The sequence below is a fragment of the Mesorhizobium sp. M0306 genome (genome assembly GCF_040321655.1).
Lineage (GTDB): Bacteria > Pseudomonadota > Alphaproteobacteria > Rhizobiales > Rhizobiaceae > Mesorhizobium.
Genome location: NZ_JAMYRY010000028.1, coordinates 24,860 through 40,807 on the forward strand (window position 1 = coordinate 24,860; position 15,948 = coordinate 40,807).

19 protein-coding genes are annotated in these 15,948 nt (G+C 64.6%); 10 read left to right on the forward strand and 9 right to left on the reverse strand.

Annotated features, from left to right (window positions below; all coding sequences use genetic code 11):
• The first annotated feature begins 57 nt into the window (after positions 1-57).
• Entirely contained in the window at positions 58-231 is a 174-nt protein-coding gene (locus tag NKI95_RS27285; protein ID WP_352720611.1) for a hypothetical protein, read from the forward strand.
• Here the strand turns inward: NKI95_RS27285 and NKI95_RS27290 are convergent.
• From NKI95_RS27290 to NKI95_RS27300, 3 genes are all read right to left on the reverse strand, one after another.
• Positions 228-1,295, reverse strand: a complete 1,068-nt coding sequence (locus NKI95_RS27290; protein WP_352720613.1) for a glycine--tRNA ligase subunit alpha — start codon at positions 1,293-1,295, stop codon at positions 228-230. The genes NKI95_RS27285 and NKI95_RS27290 overlap by 4 nt on opposite strands.
• Before the next feature lie 64 nt (positions 1,296-1,359).
• Entirely contained in the window at positions 1,360-3,138 is a 1,779-nt protein-coding gene (locus NKI95_RS27295) for a tetratricopeptide repeat protein (RefSeq protein WP_352720695.1), read from the reverse strand.
• A 210-nt stretch (positions 3,139-3,348) separates the two neighbouring features.
• Positions 3,349-3,954, reverse strand: coding sequence for a TetR/AcrR family transcriptional regulator (locus tag NKI95_RS27300; RefSeq protein WP_352720615.1), 606 nt, complete (start codon positions 3,952-3,954; stop codon positions 3,349-3,351).
• Positions 3,955-4,059: 105 nt separating this feature from the next.
• On the opposite strand from NKI95_RS27300, the gene NKI95_RS27305 reads away from it, so the two are divergent.
• Complete coding sequence (locus NKI95_RS27305; protein ID WP_352720617.1) at positions 4,060-5,493, forward strand: MFS transporter; 1,434 nt, start codon at positions 4,060-4,062, stop codon at positions 5,491-5,493.
• Positions 5,494-5,520: 27 nt separating this feature from the next.
• Here the strand turns inward: NKI95_RS27305 and NKI95_RS27310 are convergent, their stop codons facing one another.
• Positions 5,521-6,537, reverse strand: coding sequence for a polyprenyl synthetase family protein (locus tag NKI95_RS27310; protein WP_352469050.1), 1,017 nt, complete (start codon positions 6,535-6,537; stop codon positions 5,521-5,523).
• 160 nt (positions 6,538-6,697) lie between these two features.
• Between NKI95_RS27310 and NKI95_RS27315 the strand changes: the two genes are divergently transcribed.
• The 6 genes from NKI95_RS27315 to moaB all read left to right on the forward strand — a co-directional run bounded on the left by NKI95_RS27315 (position 6,698) and on the right by moaB (position 10,392).
• Positions 6,698-6,922 carry a putative signal transducing protein gene (locus NKI95_RS27315; protein WP_023674082.1) on the forward strand — a complete coding sequence of 75 codons (225 nt, stop codon included), beginning with the start codon at positions 6,698-6,700 and terminating at the stop codon, positions 6,920-6,922.
• Positions 6,922-7,722, forward strand: a complete 801-nt coding sequence (locus NKI95_RS27320) for a tRNA1(Val) (adenine(37)-N6)-methyltransferase (protein ID WP_352720619.1) — start codon at positions 6,922-6,924, stop codon at positions 7,720-7,722. The genes NKI95_RS27315 and NKI95_RS27320 overlap by 1 nt, the downstream gene beginning before the upstream one ends.
• 87 nt (positions 7,723-7,809) lie before the next feature.
• Complete coding sequence (locus NKI95_RS27325; RefSeq protein ID WP_352456850.1) at positions 7,810-8,667, forward strand: S49 family peptidase; 858 nt, start codon at positions 7,810-7,812, stop codon at positions 8,665-8,667.
• Between the two features lie 81 nt (positions 8,668-8,748).
• A complete protein-coding gene (locus NKI95_RS27330; protein WP_292665400.1) occupies positions 8,749-8,934 on the forward strand; it encodes a hypothetical protein in 186 nt (61 codons plus the stop codon).
• Between the two features lie 26 nt (positions 8,935-8,960).
• A complete protein-coding gene (locus tag NKI95_RS27335; RefSeq protein ID WP_352720621.1) occupies positions 8,961-9,863 on the forward strand; it encodes a 4-(cytidine 5'-diphospho)-2-C-methyl-D-erythritol kinase in 903 nt (300 codons plus the stop codon).
• Positions 9,850-10,392 (forward strand): molybdenum cofactor biosynthesis protein B, encoded by a 543-nt coding sequence (gene moaB, locus NKI95_RS27340; RefSeq protein WP_352720623.1) that lies wholly within the window; start codon positions 9,850-9,852, stop codon positions 10,390-10,392. Before NKI95_RS27335 ends, moaB begins: the two co-directional genes overlap by 14 nt.
• A 32-nt stretch (positions 10,393-10,424) precedes the next feature.
• Here moaB and NKI95_RS27345 read toward each other — a convergent pair whose 3' ends face one another.
• Together NKI95_RS27345 and NKI95_RS27350 are read right to left on the reverse strand one after the other, a co-directional pair.
• The gene (locus NKI95_RS27345) at positions 10,425-11,399 is read right to left on the reverse strand and encodes a phytanoyl-CoA dioxygenase family protein (RefSeq protein ID WP_352720625.1); all 975 of its coding nucleotides are present in this window, start codon (positions 11,397-11,399) and stop codon (positions 10,425-10,427) included.
• Between the two features lie 181 nt (positions 11,400-11,580).
• Positions 11,581-12,084 carry a glycosyltransferase gene (locus tag NKI95_RS27350; RefSeq protein ID WP_292664385.1) on the reverse strand — a complete coding sequence of 168 codons (504 nt, stop codon included), beginning with the start codon at positions 12,082-12,084 and terminating at the stop codon, positions 11,581-11,583.
• Between the two features lie 151 nt (positions 12,085-12,235).
• Here NKI95_RS27350 and NKI95_RS27355 point away from each other — a divergent pair, with 151 nt between their 5' ends.
• Together NKI95_RS27355 and rnhB are read left to right on the forward strand one after the other, a co-directional pair.
• Entirely contained in the window at positions 12,236-13,390 is a 1,155-nt protein-coding gene (locus tag NKI95_RS27355) for a PA0069 family radical SAM protein (RefSeq protein ID WP_352720627.1), read from the forward strand.
• 168 nt (positions 13,391-13,558) lie between these two features.
• Positions 13,559-14,254: a ribonuclease HII gene (gene rnhB, locus NKI95_RS27360; protein ID WP_352720629.1), complete on the forward strand. Its 696-nt coding sequence runs from the start codon at positions 13,559-13,561 to the stop codon at positions 14,252-14,254.
• 247 nt (positions 14,255-14,501) lie between these two features.
• Here rnhB and NKI95_RS27365 read toward each other — a convergent pair whose 3' ends face one another.
• The 3 genes from NKI95_RS27365 to NKI95_RS27375 all read right to left on the reverse strand — a co-directional run bounded on the left by NKI95_RS27365 (position 14,502) and on the right by NKI95_RS27375 (position 15,885).
• Complete coding sequence (locus tag NKI95_RS27365) at positions 14,502-14,993, reverse strand: F0F1 ATP synthase subunit B (protein WP_023674071.1); 492 nt, start codon at positions 14,991-14,993, stop codon at positions 14,502-14,504.
• Positions 14,994-15,003: 10 nt separating this feature from the next.
• Complete coding sequence (locus NKI95_RS27370; protein WP_352720631.1) at positions 15,004-15,579, reverse strand: F0F1 ATP synthase subunit B; 576 nt, start codon at positions 15,577-15,579, stop codon at positions 15,004-15,006.
• A gap of 81 nt (positions 15,580-15,660) precedes the next feature.
• Entirely contained in the window at positions 15,661-15,885 is a 225-nt protein-coding gene (locus NKI95_RS27375; RefSeq protein WP_006206606.1) for a F0F1 ATP synthase subunit C, read from the reverse strand.
• Positions 15,886-15,948: the final 63 nt, after the last annotated feature.

Genomic DNA, 15,948 nt, shown 5'->3' on the forward strand with positions numbered 1-15,948 from the left:
CCGAACGCAGCGCTGAAGCGACCAACGCTCAGGCAGAGAGCTATTGGCTGGACGACCATGAAAACGGCATCGACATTCCTGCAGATCCTCGCGCTAAGCGCCTGTTTTGCAGCGCAGGCCCATGGCACGTTCACGATGCCGGGCGTCAGGCAAGCGCTGCGGACAATGGCCGGCTCCAGTGGCCAGGGCGCGTTACAAATCAGCGCTCCCGTCGAAATCGCCTGGAGCTAAGCCGCCAGCCCACCAGCGTCAGTCAGCAAAAATGCCTCGCCGCAGGCCTTGGCCAGATTGCGCACCCGCAAGATGTAACTCTGGCGCTCGGTGACCGAAATCACGCCGCGTGCGTCGAGCAGGTTGAAGACATGGCTGGCCTTGATGCACTGGTCGTAGGCCGGGAATACCAGGCGGTGGTATCCCTCCCCCTTGAGGGGAGGGTGGCCAGACAAAGTCTGGCCGGGAGGGGTCGCCCGTGCAGTGCTCGACGCCTGGCTTGTGGTGCCTTCTGAGGCGACCCCCTCTGCCCGCTTCGCGGGCGTCTCCCCCTCAAGGGGGGAGATGGGCGCGCCGGCTTGTAGCAGCGCCTTGCACTCGGCTTCGGCGTCTTCGAAATGGCGCAGCAACATCGCGGTGTTGGCAAATTCGAAATTGTGGCGCGAATATTCCTGCTCGGCCTGCAGGAAGACATCGCCATAAGTCACCTTGTCGGCGCCTTCGCGGCCGTTGAAGTTGAGGTCGTAGACATTGTCGACGCCCTGCACATACATGGCCAGCCGTTCCAGCCCGTAGGTGAGCTCACCCGCTACCGGTGCGCATTCGATGCCGCAGACCTGCTGGAAATAGGTGAACTGCGAGACCTCCATGCCGTCGCACCAGCACTCCCAGCCCAGCCCCCAGGCGCCCAGCGTCGGGCTTTCCCAGTCGTCCTCGACGAAGCGGATGTCGTGCAGCAGCGGATCGATGCCGATCGCGGCCAGCGAGCCGAGGTAAAGCTCCTGCAGATTGGGCGGATTGGGCTTCAGGATCACCTGGTATTGGTAATAGTGCTGCAGCCGGTTCGGGTTCTCGCCATAGCGGCCGTCCTTGGGGCGGCGCGAGGGCTGGACATAGGCCGCGTTCCAGCGTTTTGGGCCGAGCGCGCGCAACGTCGTTGCCGGATGGAATGTGCCGGCGCCGACTTCCATGTCGTAAGGCTGAAGGACGACGCAGCCATAGTCCGCCCAATAATTATGCAAGGTCAGGATCAGCCCCTGGAACGAGCGGCTGGGATGCATGTGGGCAGGGATATCAACGGTCACGGCGGCCTCCGGCGGGATGCGGCACCTCGTAGAGTGCCGCTCCGCGACCGTCAAGGCGATGGGGTCACCCCTTCGGCGCGGGCGCCGGCTCGGGCTTTACGTTCGGGGTTTCCTGCGCCGTGTTGGATTCGATCGGCGGCAGGCCCTTCATCAATTTCTGCTGCAAGGTGGCAAGCACATCCGGGTCCGGCTTCAGGTCGCGGGCCTGGTTCCACTGGAAGGTGGCTTCCAGCTTGCGGCCAACGCGCCAGTAGGCGTCGCCGAGGTGATCGTTGAGCACCGGATCCTCCGGCTTCAACGAAACGGCGCGTTCCATTTCGCGCACAGCGTCGTCGAACTGGCCAAGGCGGTAATAGGCCCAGCCCAGCGAGTCGACGATGTAGCCGTCGCTCGGCCTCAGGTCGACGGCCTTCTGGATCATCGCGAGGCCTTCCTTGAGGTTCATGTTCTTGTCGACCCAGGAATAGCCGAGATAGTTCAGAACCTGCGGCTGGTCGGGGTAGAGCTCCAGCGCCTTGCGGAAATTCGGCTCGGCCTTCGGCCATTCCTTCAGCCGCTCATAGGCGATGCCGCGCTGGTAGAAAATGTTCCAGTTGGCGGCGGTCGGCGTCTTCAGCACCTCTACCGCCTTGTCGTAAAGATTGGCGGCGGAGCGGAAATCCTCCTTCGAGGAATAGACGCCGCCGAGCGCCAGATACGCGCGCATGTCGTCTGGATGCGCATCGACGATGGCCTTGAGGTGAGCGATCGCCTCGTCGTTGCGGTCGAGATCGGCAAGGTTGAGGCCAAGCTGCAGGTCCGAAAGCTCCTTCAGCGGCGAACTGGCCGGAATGCGGCGATAGAGCGCGATGGCGCCCTCGCCGTCCTTCAACTGCTCGGCAACGGCGGCGAGCTGAACGAGCGCCGCGTCGTTGTCGGGCCTCAGCGCCAGCGCGTATTGCAGATAGAGCCGCACGAACGGCTCGCCGCCGCCGCGGTTGAGCGCGGTGGCGAGATCGAGCAGGATTTCCGAGGCGCCGTCCGACGGGCCGGCAGCGAAGGGTTGGATCTTTTTTTCGCCCTTGTTGATCTTGTCGCGAAGCGCTGCAATCTCGACCTTGCCGGGCGCAAACGTCTCGGCCTTGTCGAGCACCGACAGCGCCTTGGCCTTGTCGCCTTTGCGGGCGAGGAAAGAGGCATAGGCCTGCGCGCTGCGCATCCATGTTTCGGGGGCGGCACCGCCTGCCGCCGTGTCCTGCAGGGTGGCGGTGTAGAGCGCATCCGCCCTGTCGGGCAGGCCCGAGGCGTCGGCAATCAAGGCGCGGTGGAAGGACTTGAACAGGCTGAACCAGTCGGGGCCCTGCAGCTTGTCGATGGAAGCCATGGCCTCGCCGGCGTCGCCCGCACCCTGCTTGGCCCAGCCGGTCATGACGCCGGAGATCAGGCGGTCGAGATCGGATTCGAGCGACAGCTTGAGCCAGTATTCGGCCTTGGAGAAATCCTTCTTGTGGAAGGAATCGATGGCCAGCGCCAGGCGCGAGAAGCGCTCGACGTCGGGAACCGCCTTGAGCTTGTCGGCATAGACCAGGGACTCGTCGAAGCGCCCCTGCGCGATCAGCGACAGCATCAGGCTTTGCTGCAGTCCCGTATCGTTCGGATCGAACGCAAGCGCCTGCTTGTAATAGGAAATGGCGCTGTCGAGGTCGTTGTCGCCTTCGGCAATCCGCGCGGCGAGATAGGCTCCCGAGAAGGATGTGATCCTGACCGGCTCGGCGGTCTGTTTGGCATGCGCCGGCAAAGCCGAGATCGCCATGCCCGTCGCGATTGCCAGCCCCGTCAGCCAGCGCGCATATCCTTGCCGCATCATATCCCTTTCAGCCAAACGCCATCTCCGCGTCAGCGGGATCGCCGTAGACTCGATCTTTACAGGTAAAGCATGGCCTTTTTGGGGTCGTGCTTCAACCCGGCCCGAATTCACAATCGGGTCAAGCAATTAATAAACCATGCCGAAAGAGGTCGCACGACCGCATTGCCACAATCCGGCAATGAGAAACAGGCGTCACGGCCCTGAAACTCAGGACGTTTGCGAAAGCCTTGCGTCGAGCGCTTGCATGGCGACGGTGACAAGATCGTGCAGCCGCTTTTTCGGCACGCCGTCGCGTGCCTGGACCGAAAGGCCGTGCATCAGCGTGGCGTAATAGTCACCCAGCGCCTCGGCATCGGTATCCGGCTTCAATTCGCCATCGCGCACGGCCTGCTTCAACCGCTCGACGATCGATGCGGTGCGCGCCAGCCGGTGCTCCGCCAGCCATTGCAGCACGGCGTCATTTTCGACGGCGCAATTGGTGGCGGCCGTCACCACCATGCAGCCCTGCGGCCGACCCGGCCTCGTATAGATTTCGACGGCGTCGCGAAGCATGCGCTCGATGACGCGCCGGACATTTGGTTCTTCCTCTAGCGCGCGCGTGGCGAAGCCGCCCTCATTGGCTTCGTAAAGCGCCACCGCTTCGCGAAACAGGTCCTCCTTCGAGCCGAAGGCGGCATAGATGCGCGCCGATGCGAGACCAAGTGCCGATACGAGATCGGCCATCGAGGTGCCCTCGTAGCCGCGTCTCCAGAAGGCGTCACGGGCTTTCTCCAGCGCCTGGTCGCGGTCGAATTCCCTTGGCCTGCCTGCCATGGCGGTCTCCAATTTTTTGTCGATCAACAAATAATCCGCTTGACTTCGGATTGCAAATTTCAATTCTTTGTCGATCATTAAATAATTGTCGACAAGGAGACCGGCATGAGTTCACTCGATCAAGGCGCGCCGCTCGGGGCGATAACGCAAGGAGCAAGCAGGGCGAAACACGGCGCAACTCTGGCGCTCCTCGCCTTCGCGCAGCTCATCATCTCGCTCGACCTCAACATCGTGTTCGTGGCGTTGCCGGAGATCGGCGCCGGCCTCGGATTTTCAGGCCAGACCCTGCAGTGGGTGGTCAGCGCCTATACCGTGTTCACCGGCGGCTTCCTGCTGTTCGGCGGCCGGGCTGCCGACCTGATCGGCCAGCGCCGCGTCTTCATCTTCGCGCTCTGGCTCTACGCGCTTTCGTCGCTTGTCGGCGGCCTCGCATGGTCGCCGGAAATCATCATCGCGGCACGCGCGGTACAAGGCATCGGCGCCGCGTTCCTGTTTCCTGCGACGCTGTCGCTGATCAACCGCCTGTTCGCCGAGGGAGCGGAACGCAACCGGGCGCTCGCGGTCTGGGGCGGCGCAGGCGCCAGCGGCCTGACGCTCGGTTCGCTTGCCGGCGGGTTTCTGACCAGCGCCTTCGGCTGGCCGTCGGTCTTCTACGTCAACGTGCTGCTGGCTGGGATCGCCATCATCGCGGCTTTCGCCATCATCCCGCGCGATCGCAAGCCGCACGAGCAGCGCAGCTTCGATCTGCCGGGCGCACTGACCGTCACCGCCGGCGCGACGCTGCTTGTCTTCACCCTGGTTCAGGGGCCCGAATATGGCTGGGGCTCGACCGCAATCATCGTCAGCGCGGCACTGGCGGCATTCTTCCTGATCGCCTTCACCGTGATCGAGGCCAACAGCGCCGATCCGCTGATGCCGCTGCGCCTGTTCCACAACCGCAGCCTTGTCGCCGGCATGACGATCACCTTCCTCTACATGGCGACCTTCGGCGCGCTGCCCTACTTCCTCACCGTGCTGCTGCAGAACGTGCACGGCTTCACCGCCTTGCAGACGGGCCTCGCCTTTCTCGTGCCGTCGGTCGCCATCGCCACCGGCACGCAAGCCGGCGAGCGTCTGGCAACGCGTTTTTCGACACGCAGCACGCTGGTCGGCGGCATGATCGTCGGCGCGGTCGGCACAGCATTGATGGTATCAGGCGCGAGCGCGGAGAGCAGCTATCTGTCCCTGGTACCTGGCCTGATCGTCTCCGGCGTGGGACAAGGCATCGTCTGGACCGCAATGTGGATTGCCGCCGCTTCCGGTGTTGCCCATGACCAGCAAGGCGTCGCCTCGGGGATGGCTTCGACGACGCTCAATGTCGGCAACGCCATCGGCATGGCCGTGCTGATTGCGATTGCGAACAGCCAAATCGGCGAATTGTCAGGCGATGCTTTGAAAATTGCCGTCGCCGACGGCATCCAAGTCGCCTTCTGGCTCGCGGCGGCGGGCATCGTCGTCAGCCTGCTGGCAGCAATGGTGCTTCCGGCAAAGGGGCGATGAGAACAGGCGCGGGGGCGCCGACGCCTCTCAGTTCACCCGGCTGATGCAGAAATCGATGACGTCGATCAGCGCCGATTTCTGCGGCGTCGCTTCGAGCGGCGCCAGCGCGTCGCGGGCGATTTCCCCGAAATGGCGGGCGCGCCCGATGGTGTCGGCAATCGCGCCGTGGCGGAGCATCAGGCCGATGGCCTTCTCCAGCCCGGCATCGTCGGCGGCATTGTCCTCGATGGCGCGTTTCCAGAAGCTGCGCTCGGCCTTGGTGCCGCGCCGATAGGCGAGGATCACCGGCAGCGTCACCTTGCCCTCGCGAAAATCGTCGCCGACATTCTTGCCGAGATCCTTGCTGGTGCCGCCGTAATCCAGCGCGTCATCGATCAGCTGGAAGGCAAGGCCGAGATTCATGCCGTAGGAGCGGAGTGCTGCGCGATCGTTGCGCGTCGCCTGGGCGATGACCGGGCCGACTTCGGCGGCAGCGGAGAACAGCGCTGCGGTCTTGGCCTTGATCACCGCGAAATGCTCGTCCTCGGTGGTCTCGAGGTTTTTGGCGGCGGCAAGCTGCATCACCTCGCCTTCGGCGATCACCGAGGCCGCACTCGACAGGATGTCGAGCGCTTCCAGCGAGCCGACATCGACCATCATGCGAAAGGCCTGGCCGAGCAGGAAATCGCCGACCAGAACACTTGCCTGGTTGCCCCAGATCATGCGGGCGGTCTTCTTGCCGCGCCGCATGCCGCTTTCGTCGACGACGTCGTCGTGGAGAAGTGTCGCGGTATGCATGAATTCGACCGATGTGGCGAGCTTGACATGGCCGTCGCCGGAATAGCCGAACATCTGGGCGGCGGCGAGCGTCAACATCGGCCGCAGCCGTTTGCCGCCGGATGAGATCAAATGGTTGGCAATCTCCGGGATCATCTCGACATCGGAGCCGGCCTTCGACAGGATCAATTTGTTGACGCGCCCCATGTCGGCCGCGGTCAGGTCCATGAGGTCCTTTATCGAGGCGGCTTCGCGCTTCCCGTTTTCAATATTGAGAACGACACCCACGGCAAAACTCCCAACCTCGATATGCACGACGGCAACATGGTCCCTGGACAAACTCTAGGGTGTCACCCACCGGCGCGGCAAGAGGCGAATTGGCGCGCCGGCTCTGGTACATGATCACGCCTACGTTTACATCAACGCCGCAAACTGCGAGTTTCATCCGATGATAGAGCTCATCCGCACCAACGACGCCGTCATCATTTCGTTTGTCGAATCGCTGATGCGCGATGCCGGTATCGGCTGTTTCGTCGCCGACCAGAACATGAGCGTGCTCGACGGCTCGATCGGCATCCTGCCCCGCCGTGTCATGGTGGACGCAGACAAGGCCGATGCGGCACGGCGCATCCTGACGGATGCCGGCATCGCCAACGAGATCCGCCAAAAATAATGTCCGCGTCGCCCGCTGCCCTTGTCCCGGACATGCCGGCTCATACGGTCGACGCCTTCCATCGCGGTCGCTTCTGGCTGGTGCAGCCGAGAAAGGCCGGCCACCGCGCCGGCATGGATGCGATGATGCTGGCGGCTGCCGTGCCGTCCTCCTTCGCTGGGCGGCTAGCCGACTTTGGCGCGGGTGCCGGTGCCGCCGGCCTGGCGGTACTGTCGCGCTGCCCCGCTGCCGAGGCCGTGCTTGTCGAGCGTTCCCCGGAAATGGCGGCCTTCGCCACCACCACGCTTGCCCATCCTGGCAATGCGCATCTCAGCGACCGCGCCTCGGTGCTCGTCGCCGATGTCGCGCTGTCGGGCCGGGCGCGAGCGGCCGCCGGCCTCGAGGACAACAGCTTCGATTTCGTCATCATGAACCCGCCGTTCAATGCCGCAGAGGATCGCGCGACGCCCGATCCGCTGAGAAAGGCCGCGCATGTCTCGGAGGACGGGCTGTTCGACAGCTGGATCCGCAGCGCGGCCGCGGTGGTCAGGCCGAGCGGCGGGCTGGCCGTCATCGCCCGGCCGGAACAGCTCGGCGCCATCCTCGATGCCATTGCCGGCCGCTTCGGCGACCCCGAGATGCTGGCCGTCCACCCTCGCCCGGAAGCGGCGGCGATCCGCATCGTCGTCCGGGCAGCACTCGGCGCACGCGGCAAATTGTCGATCCAGCCGCCGCTGATGCTGCATGCCTATTCAGGCAATGGCCCTTCGGAGCGGGCAGAGCTGATCAATAACGGGCTGGCGTCGCTGTTCGGAGACTGATCCATTCTGATTGCCAGGGCGACGGCATTGCCGTTGGCCGGCGAATTCCTACATGCCTCAAGCAAATCGACCGGAGACCGCCCCCTCGTGAAACGTCTTTTCAACCGCCTGCTGCCGAAATCCTGGCGCTCCACCGTCGTCACCATTCCAGTCATCCGGCTGCACGGCACGATCATGCCCGGCGGCGGTCAGTTCCGGCCCAGCCTGTCGCTCGCTTCCACCGCCGGCCTTCTCGAAAAGCTGTTTTCATTCGACGCGCCGGCGGTCGCCATCTCGATCAATTCGCCAGGGGGCTCGCCGGTGCAGTCGCGGCTGATCTTCAGGCGCATCCGCGACCTGGCGAGCGAGAAGAACAAGAAGGTCCTGGTTTTCGTCGAGGACGTGGCGGCATCTGGCGGCTACATGATCGCTGTCGCCGGCGACGAGATCTTTGCCGACCCGTCCTCCATCGTCGGCTCGATCGGCGTGGTGTCGGCCTCGTTCGGCTTTCCGGAGCTGTTGAAGAAAATTGGCGTCGAGCGCCGCGTTCACACCGCCGGCCAGAACAAGGCGGTGCTCGACCCGTTCAAGCCGGAAAAGAAGGAAGACGTCGAGCGCCTGAAGGCGCTGCAGCTCGAGGTCCACGAGACCTTCATCGATCTCGTCAAGGACAGGCGCGGCAGCAAGCTCAAGGACGATCCCGACCTGTTCACCGGCCTGTTCTGGACGGCCAAGAAGGGGCTAGAGCTCGGGCTGGTCGATGCGCTCGGCGACATGCGCAGCGTGCTGAAGAGCCGTTTTGGGCCGAAGACCCAGCTCAAGCTGATCACCGCGCCGCGCGGCCTGTTCGGCCGCTTCGGCCTGTTCGGCTCGAGCTTTTCGGCGCCCGATATCGCCGCCGCCGCGGCAAGCGGCGTCATCGATGCGGCGGAAGAGCGCGCGCTGTGGGCGCGCTTCGGGCTTTGAAAAGCCGGTGAAAACGTCTAGCATAAATCATCAACCGACCCGACCGGCCGCCTTGCCGGCCTTGCGAGGGAGGAGTTTGACATGCCGCAGATCATTTTCTTCGCCGTCGTCGGCATTGCCGCCTATTTCGGCTACCGCTCCTTCGTCAGGGAAGCCGAGCGGGTGACCGCCAAGGTACGTCGGGCCGAAAAGCAGACGGCCAACGGCACCATGGGAACACTGGTCAAGGATCCGAAGACCGGCGAATACCGTCTGGCCAAGGATTGACCGTCGTCCCCCTCGCGGCCGAGCCAATGAATTCCGGGGCCAGCATTCGGGCGTCGCATGCGCATGCCAAGATAAATCTCGCGCTGCACGTCACCGGCCGGCGCGCCGACGGTTATCACATGATCGAAAGCCTGGCTGTGTTCACGCGCTTCGGCGACCGCATCGAGACGGAACTTGCCGACAGCGATGGGTTTTCGGTGTCCGGCAAATACGCCTCCGCGGTGCCGGCCGACGATAGTAACCTGGTGCTGAAAGCGCGCGACGCGCTGCGGCGGGAGGCCGGTCCCCAGCACGCGCCGGCTGTCGCCATCAGGCTCGAAAAGAACCTGCCGGTCGCGTCCGGCGTCGGCGGCGGATCGAGCGATGCGGCGGCTGTGCTGCGCGCGCTGGTCCAGATCTGGGGACTTGATGTCGGCGATGCCGAACTGGCGCGGATCGGCCTGTCGCTCGGCGCCGACGTGCCGATGTGCCTCGCCGCCAAGCCGCTGATCGCCTGCGGCATCGGCGACGAGCTGACGCTCGTGCCGGGTTTCCCGGCGCTGGGTCTGGTGCTCGCCAATCCCGGCACTGCCGTCTCGACGGCCGACGTGTTCGAGGCGCTTGGCCGCCGCGACAATGCGGGGCTGCCGCCGCTGCCGCGCAACCTCGACTTCCACAGCATCCGCAACTGGCTGGAGATCACCCGCAACGATCTCGAGCCTGCGGCGCGCGCAATCCAGCCCGCCATCGGCAAGGCGCTTTCCGTGCTGAACAAGGCCGGAGCCGGTTTTGCCAGGATGTCCGGTTCCGGCGCCACCTGCTTCGGCCTGTTCGAGACCGGCAATGTGGCCAAGCGCGCGGCCGTCGATATTCGCAGCCGCCATCCAGGCTGGTTTGTCGCGGCGACGCGAAGCGTGACATCGGAGGCTGATGCCCATGGCCAGGATTGACGAGAGCCGCCCCTTCGTTCCCGTGCGCATCGCGGTACTGACCGTTTCCGATACGCGCAGCCTCGCCGACGACAAATCCGGGCAGACGCTGGCCGACCGCATTGCCGAGGCCGGCCATATCCTCGCCGCCCGCGACATCGTCACCGACGACCGCGACAAGATCCGCGACAAGGTCCTGGGCTGGTCGAAGGACGAAGCGATCGATGTCGTCATCACCACCGGCGGCACCGGCTTCACCGGCCGCGACGTGACGCCGGAAGCGCTGGAGCCGAGCTTCGAAAAGCGCATGGACGGCTTTTCCGAAGTGTTCCACCGCATCTCCTACGACAAGATCGGCACTTCGACGATCCAGAGCCGGGCAACCGGCGGCGTCGTCAATGCCACCTTTGTTTTCGTGTTGCCGGGCTCGCCGGGCGCCTGCAAGGACGCCTGGGACGGCATCTTGAAGCCGCAGCTCGACTACCGGCACATGCCCTGCAACTTCGTCGAGATCATGCCGCGCCTGGACGAGCATTTGCGGCGCGGCTGAAGCGAGCCAAGGGGGTCAGCCGGCTGATCCCTTCAGCGAATGACCGGCTCACCGTGAAACCGGCGGCGCGAGGGCGGCGACACGCCGAAGCCAACCTCCATCATCAGCCGCGGCGTGCGCGTCGGCACGGTGCCCATATGGAAGCCGAACGGGTCCTCGACAAAGCCGAGGCCGGCCTGCCCGGTCAGCGTAACCGGGCTCTGCTCGCCATAGACGCCCAGCACCTCTTCCGCCGAATGGCCGACTAGCAGCGTCAGCTGGTGCTTCAGGATGCGGCGGTTGTGGGAGCCGCGGACATAGACATGCGGCCCGGTGTCGGCGTCGACCGGCACCAGGTAGAAAAAGAACTTCAGCATGCGCCAGTCGTCGAGGTCGAAATGGTATTTGCCGAGCGAGGCCATGTTCTTGTCGGCGTCCGAGACGCCACCGGTCGGAAAGCTCCACCAGACGCGGGTGGTGATCAGCTTGGCCTGACTGCCGAGATAGTGCGCCGCGATGTCGAGAAGCAGCGGATCGCGCTGCACGGCGACCGCAGCGCTGCAGTCGAGGACCCGCTCGAAATAATGGCCGCTGAGCAGCGGACGGCCGAAATGCTTTTCGGCATCGGCGTGTTTTTCGGGCAGGAATTCCAGCCGGCGGTCGAAATTGCCGAAGCATGGCGTGTGCTCGGCGAAGCTGGCGATCTCCTCATGGATGGCGGCCGGCAGCATCAGGCCCGAATAGAGCCCCTCCGTTTGCAGCGCGCCAACGACGGCATCGCGATCGACGCCGGCGAACATCGTTTCACCGACATTGCGCGCCGGCGGAACGGGCTTCGCACCGCGCCAGTGCAGGCGCCGCGCCGGCATGGTGCGCGCCAGCATGAACATTGGCAGCCATGCCGGATTCTCGCGAAGGTCCGAAAGATAGGTCGGAATGCGGGCGGCGATGCGGCGCAGCGTACCGCCGTTGCGTGCGATCGCCTCGAGGCTTGCAGCGCCGGACTTTTCAGGGCTTGAAAGGGTCATCGGGGTCCTCAAAATGTCGAGGGAACAGCATCGACGTTAGCCGTCGCCGCCCGGCACACCCCAAACCCTATTCGCCCATATCGCTGGGAATGGTAACGCCCGGCCAGATTTTGTGCAATGCACAATAAACGACGAGCCGCCAGAAAATTTGCTTGGGCCCCTGAACCGGGACGGTAAGCCGTCACTTCCGCGGCGCGACCCAGATCTCGGCGTGGAGCCTCCTGGTCGCCAGGCCGCGGGCGATCGCTTCGGCGCTGCGGGCGTTCTTCGACAGCGCCGCGGCCTGACGCTTGCTGATCACCAAGCCTTCGGCGAGAGCGCGATTTCCGGCAAAGACGCGTGACAGGAAGGGCGCGCGGCTGCCGCGAGCCCGCGAGAACCGCGCCGCCATGGTTTGCCTGGCGGTATGGGCGACGACCTCGTCGATCCAGCCCTCCCCCAGCCGCGCGCCTGGTTCTAGCAAAAGCAGCCAGTCGCCCTTGGCCTGCCTGATGCCGGCGGCGATGCCGCCGCTGACATAGTGGCAGCCGGCATGTTCGGCGACGCGGTGCGTCTGATCGGTCGAGCCGGTGTCACAGACGAGAACGTCGCGCACCACGCCTTCGACCGCGCCACCGATCAGCGAGGCGAGCGTGCGGGCAAGGCCCTCCTCGTCATTCAAGGTTTCGATCAGGACGCTGAGCATGTTTAGCCGAATAGCGGAAAGCGGTGGGCAGCGCCAGTTTTTGCGGCGCGCTGCGAGAAAGTTCTTGCTTTGTTCTCATCGATGCGATAGGAATACATTCATGAGCAGAGCGATTCGACAACGGGCGGACAGTCCCTGGGAAAGGGCCAAAATGGAACAGATCGTGCGTGCCGACATTGCCGCCTTCGGCGCTGGCAGGGCAGAGATGGCGAATGCGATGATCGAGCAGAGCGGCATGCGCGTCCGCCCGGACCGCAATCGCGGCAGGTCGGCGGGCATCAATCCGTCTGGCCGTTTCGAGCCGGTCAGCCGGCATGTGTTCGACGATGGCTGGAATTCGCTGGAGGAGCTGCCGCCGTTCAAGACCGAGGTACAGGTCGAGAAGCCGCGCACCATCATCACGCGCAACGAATCGCCGGACATCTCCTTCGACCGCTCGATCAATCCCTATCGCGGCTGCGAACATGGCTGCGTTTATTGTTTCGCGCGGCCGACGCACAGCTTCATGGGCCTGTCGCCGGGGCTGGATTTCGAATCGAAGCTGTTTGCCAAGCCGGATGCGGCGCGGCTGCTCGACAAGGAATTGTCCAGGGATAATTACCAGCCGCGCACCATCGCCATCGGCACCAATACAGATCCCTACCAGCCGATCGAGAAGCAATACCGGATCATGCGCGAGATCCTCGAAGTGCTGGAGGCGCGCGGGCATCCGGTCGGCATCGTCACCAAATCGGCGCTGGTGACACGTGACATCGACATTCTGTCGCGCATGGCGGAACGCGGGCTGGCCAAGGTGGCCTTGTCGGTGACGACGCTCGACCGCATGCTGGCGCGCACCATGGAGCCACGCGCGTCGACGCCGACTAAGCGGCTGGAGGCGATCAGGCAGCTTTCGGACGCCGGCATTCCGGCCTCGGTGATGGTCGCGCCGATCATCCCCGGACTGACCGACCCGGAAATGGAGCGCATCCTCGATTCGGCGCAGGCAGCGGGCGCGCGCGAGGCCGGCTATGTGCTGCTACGCCTGCCGCTGGAGGTCGCGCCGATCTTCAAGGACTGGCTGCTGCGCCACTATCCCGACCGCTATCGCCATGTCATGTCGCTGATCCGTTCGATGCGCGACGGCAAGGACTACGATTCGGAATGGGGCAAGCGCATGAAAGGCTCCGGCCCCTATGCCTGGCAGATCGGCCGGCGCTTCGAGATCGCTGCCAAACGGCTCGGCCTCAATGCCGAGCGGCGCTCGCTGAGGACCGACCGGTTCATCCCTGCTGCCAAGGCAACCGAGCAGCTGATGCTGCTGTGACAAAGCGTCTCGCGCCAGCCGATTGAAACGGCCGGCAGCAGGCGAAAAAATCCCGTCCGGCCTGTCCTGTCCCCGGGCTTGCAGACGGTAGCCCCCTCCTGGTCCGGTGCCCCGCCCGACCCGGAGGGACTTGCGGAGAATCGGAGCCGATGCGAACCTCGCCGCACCATGGCTCGCCCGCGTTCCGATTCTCCGCTTCTCTTCGAAATCGTCGAGAGACCCGACTTCTCCTTCGAGACGAAGGCGATGGCCGAAGGCCTGTGGCCGGTGGCGGGAACGGACGAGGCCGGCCGCGGCCCGCTCGCCGGGCCGGTCGTGGCGGCAGCGGTGGTTCTCGATCCCGCCAACATCCCCGACGGCCTCGATGATTCCAAGCGGCTGACGCATTTGCAGCGTGAGGCACTGTTCCTGAAAATCCTCGGCTCCGCGCTCGCCGTATCGATGGCCTCGGTCAGCGCCGAAGGCATCGATGCCTCCAACATCCTCAAGGCCAGCCTAGAAGCGATGCGCCGTGCCGTGGCAGGCCTGTCAATCCGGCCGAAGCTGGCGCTGGCCGACGGCCGCGACGTGCCGCCTGGCCTGCCCTGCGAGGGCAGAGCGCTGATCAAGGGCGACCAGCGCTCGCAGTCGATCGCCGCAGCCTCGATCGTCGCCAAGGTGATGCGCGACCGCATGATGTGCGGCTGCGGCAGCCATCATGTGCATTACGGCTTCGAGTTGCATATGGGCTACGCCACTGTCCGCCATCGCACGGCGATCGATCTGCATGGACCAGTGGCGCGGCTGCACCGCGCCTCCTTCGCGCCGTTCCGGTTCGGCGGCACCGAGGTGCTGGAGGAAGAGGGCCTTTCGGGCCTGGATTGAGCGATCCGGCCAGGCGTAATCTCCCCCCTCGAGGGGGAGATGTCGCCGAAGGCGACAGAGGGGGTCGGTACGTCCTGGCGCGACACCATGTTGAACGACAGAAATGGCTGGCGCTCCACGCGCGGCGACCCCCTCTGGCCTGCCGGCCATCTCCCCCTCGAGGGGGGAGATTACGCGCTCTGCTTTCGCTAACAAAAAAGCCGCCAGGTTTCTCAGGCGGCTTTCGATGACTTGTTGATGCAGCCGTTCAGTTCAGCTTCGACTTCAAATCCTGCAGCGAGGCGTTGAACAGGTCGGCGCCGGCCTTGGCGTCGATCTTGCCGGCCAGCAGCGCGCGCGCGGCTTCGACCGCGATGTCGACGGCGCTGGCGCGCACTTCGCCGATCGCCTCGCGCTCGGCCTGGCCGATCTTCTGCTCGGCCAAGGCGGTACGCCGGGCGACATAGTCCTCGGTCTTCTTGTGCGCCTCGGCGGCAAGCATGTCGGCTTCGCGCTTGGCGGCGGCGACGATGGCCGCGGCCTCCTGCTCGGCTTCCTTGCGCTTGCGCTGGTATTGGCCGAGCAGCTGCTGGGCCTCTTCGCGCAACCGGCGCGCTTCCTCGAGCTCGGAGCTGATCTTGTCGGCCCGCGCATCGAGCGCCTTGGCGATCATGCCCGGCACCTTGATGTAGATGGCAATGCCGAGGAAGATTACGAGGGCAACGGTTGCCCAAAGCGTCGCGAGAGATGTGGCGTCCATGATGCGCTCCTCACCCGGCCACGGATTTGACGGCGGCCGCGATTTCGGCCTTGCTGGCCTTGCCGCCGACAAGCGCCTCGACGATGGCCGAAGCGGTGTCCTCGGCGATGGTGCCGACTTCCTTCATGGCATTGGCCTTGATGGAAGAAATACGCGCCTCGGCCTCGCCAAGCTTCTGGTCAAGCGCTGCCTCGATCGTCTTGCGGGCAGCTTCGGCTTCCGCCTTGGCCGCATCGTTGGCTTGCTGGCCGATCGCATTGGCCTTGCCCTTGGCTTCCGCCAATTCCTGCTCATAGGCGGCAACGGCGGCATCGGCCTCGCTTTTCAGCCGGGCAGCATGATCGAGATCCTGCGTGATGCGGTCGTTGCGAACGTCGATGATGCCGCCGACGCGCGGCATCACTACCCGTTTCAAGAAGAGGTAGAACAGCCCGAAAGTGATTGCCAGCCACAGCAGCTGTGACGGGTACGTCGCCGGATTGAATGGCGGGAACGTGCCGTGCGCCTCGGCAGGCACGCCGGTGGCGGCGCTGCCGCCTTCGACGGCGGGCGCGGACTCTTGCGCAAAGGCAGATGTCACGAACATGGACTATCCCCGAAATTCAGGCCCGCCGCAAGATCGCGGCCGGCCTGTTCAATTCTTCCCAATGTTCAGCCGAACAAGTATTCAGCCGAACAGGGCGAGAAGCGCGATGAGAAGCGAGAAAATACCCAGCGCTTCGGTCACGGCGAAGCCGAAAATCAGGCGGCCGAACTGGCCGTCGGCGGCCGACGGGTTGCGCAGCGCGCCCGCCAGATAGCTGCCGAAAATGTTGCCGAGGCCGATGCCCGCGCCGCCCATGCCGAGGCATGCGATGCCGGCGCCGATGTACTTTGCTGCTTCTGCGTCCATTTGTTCAACTCCTTTGGATCTAAAATTCCGTTGCAAAATCGATCCGGCGGCAATGCCGGAAAC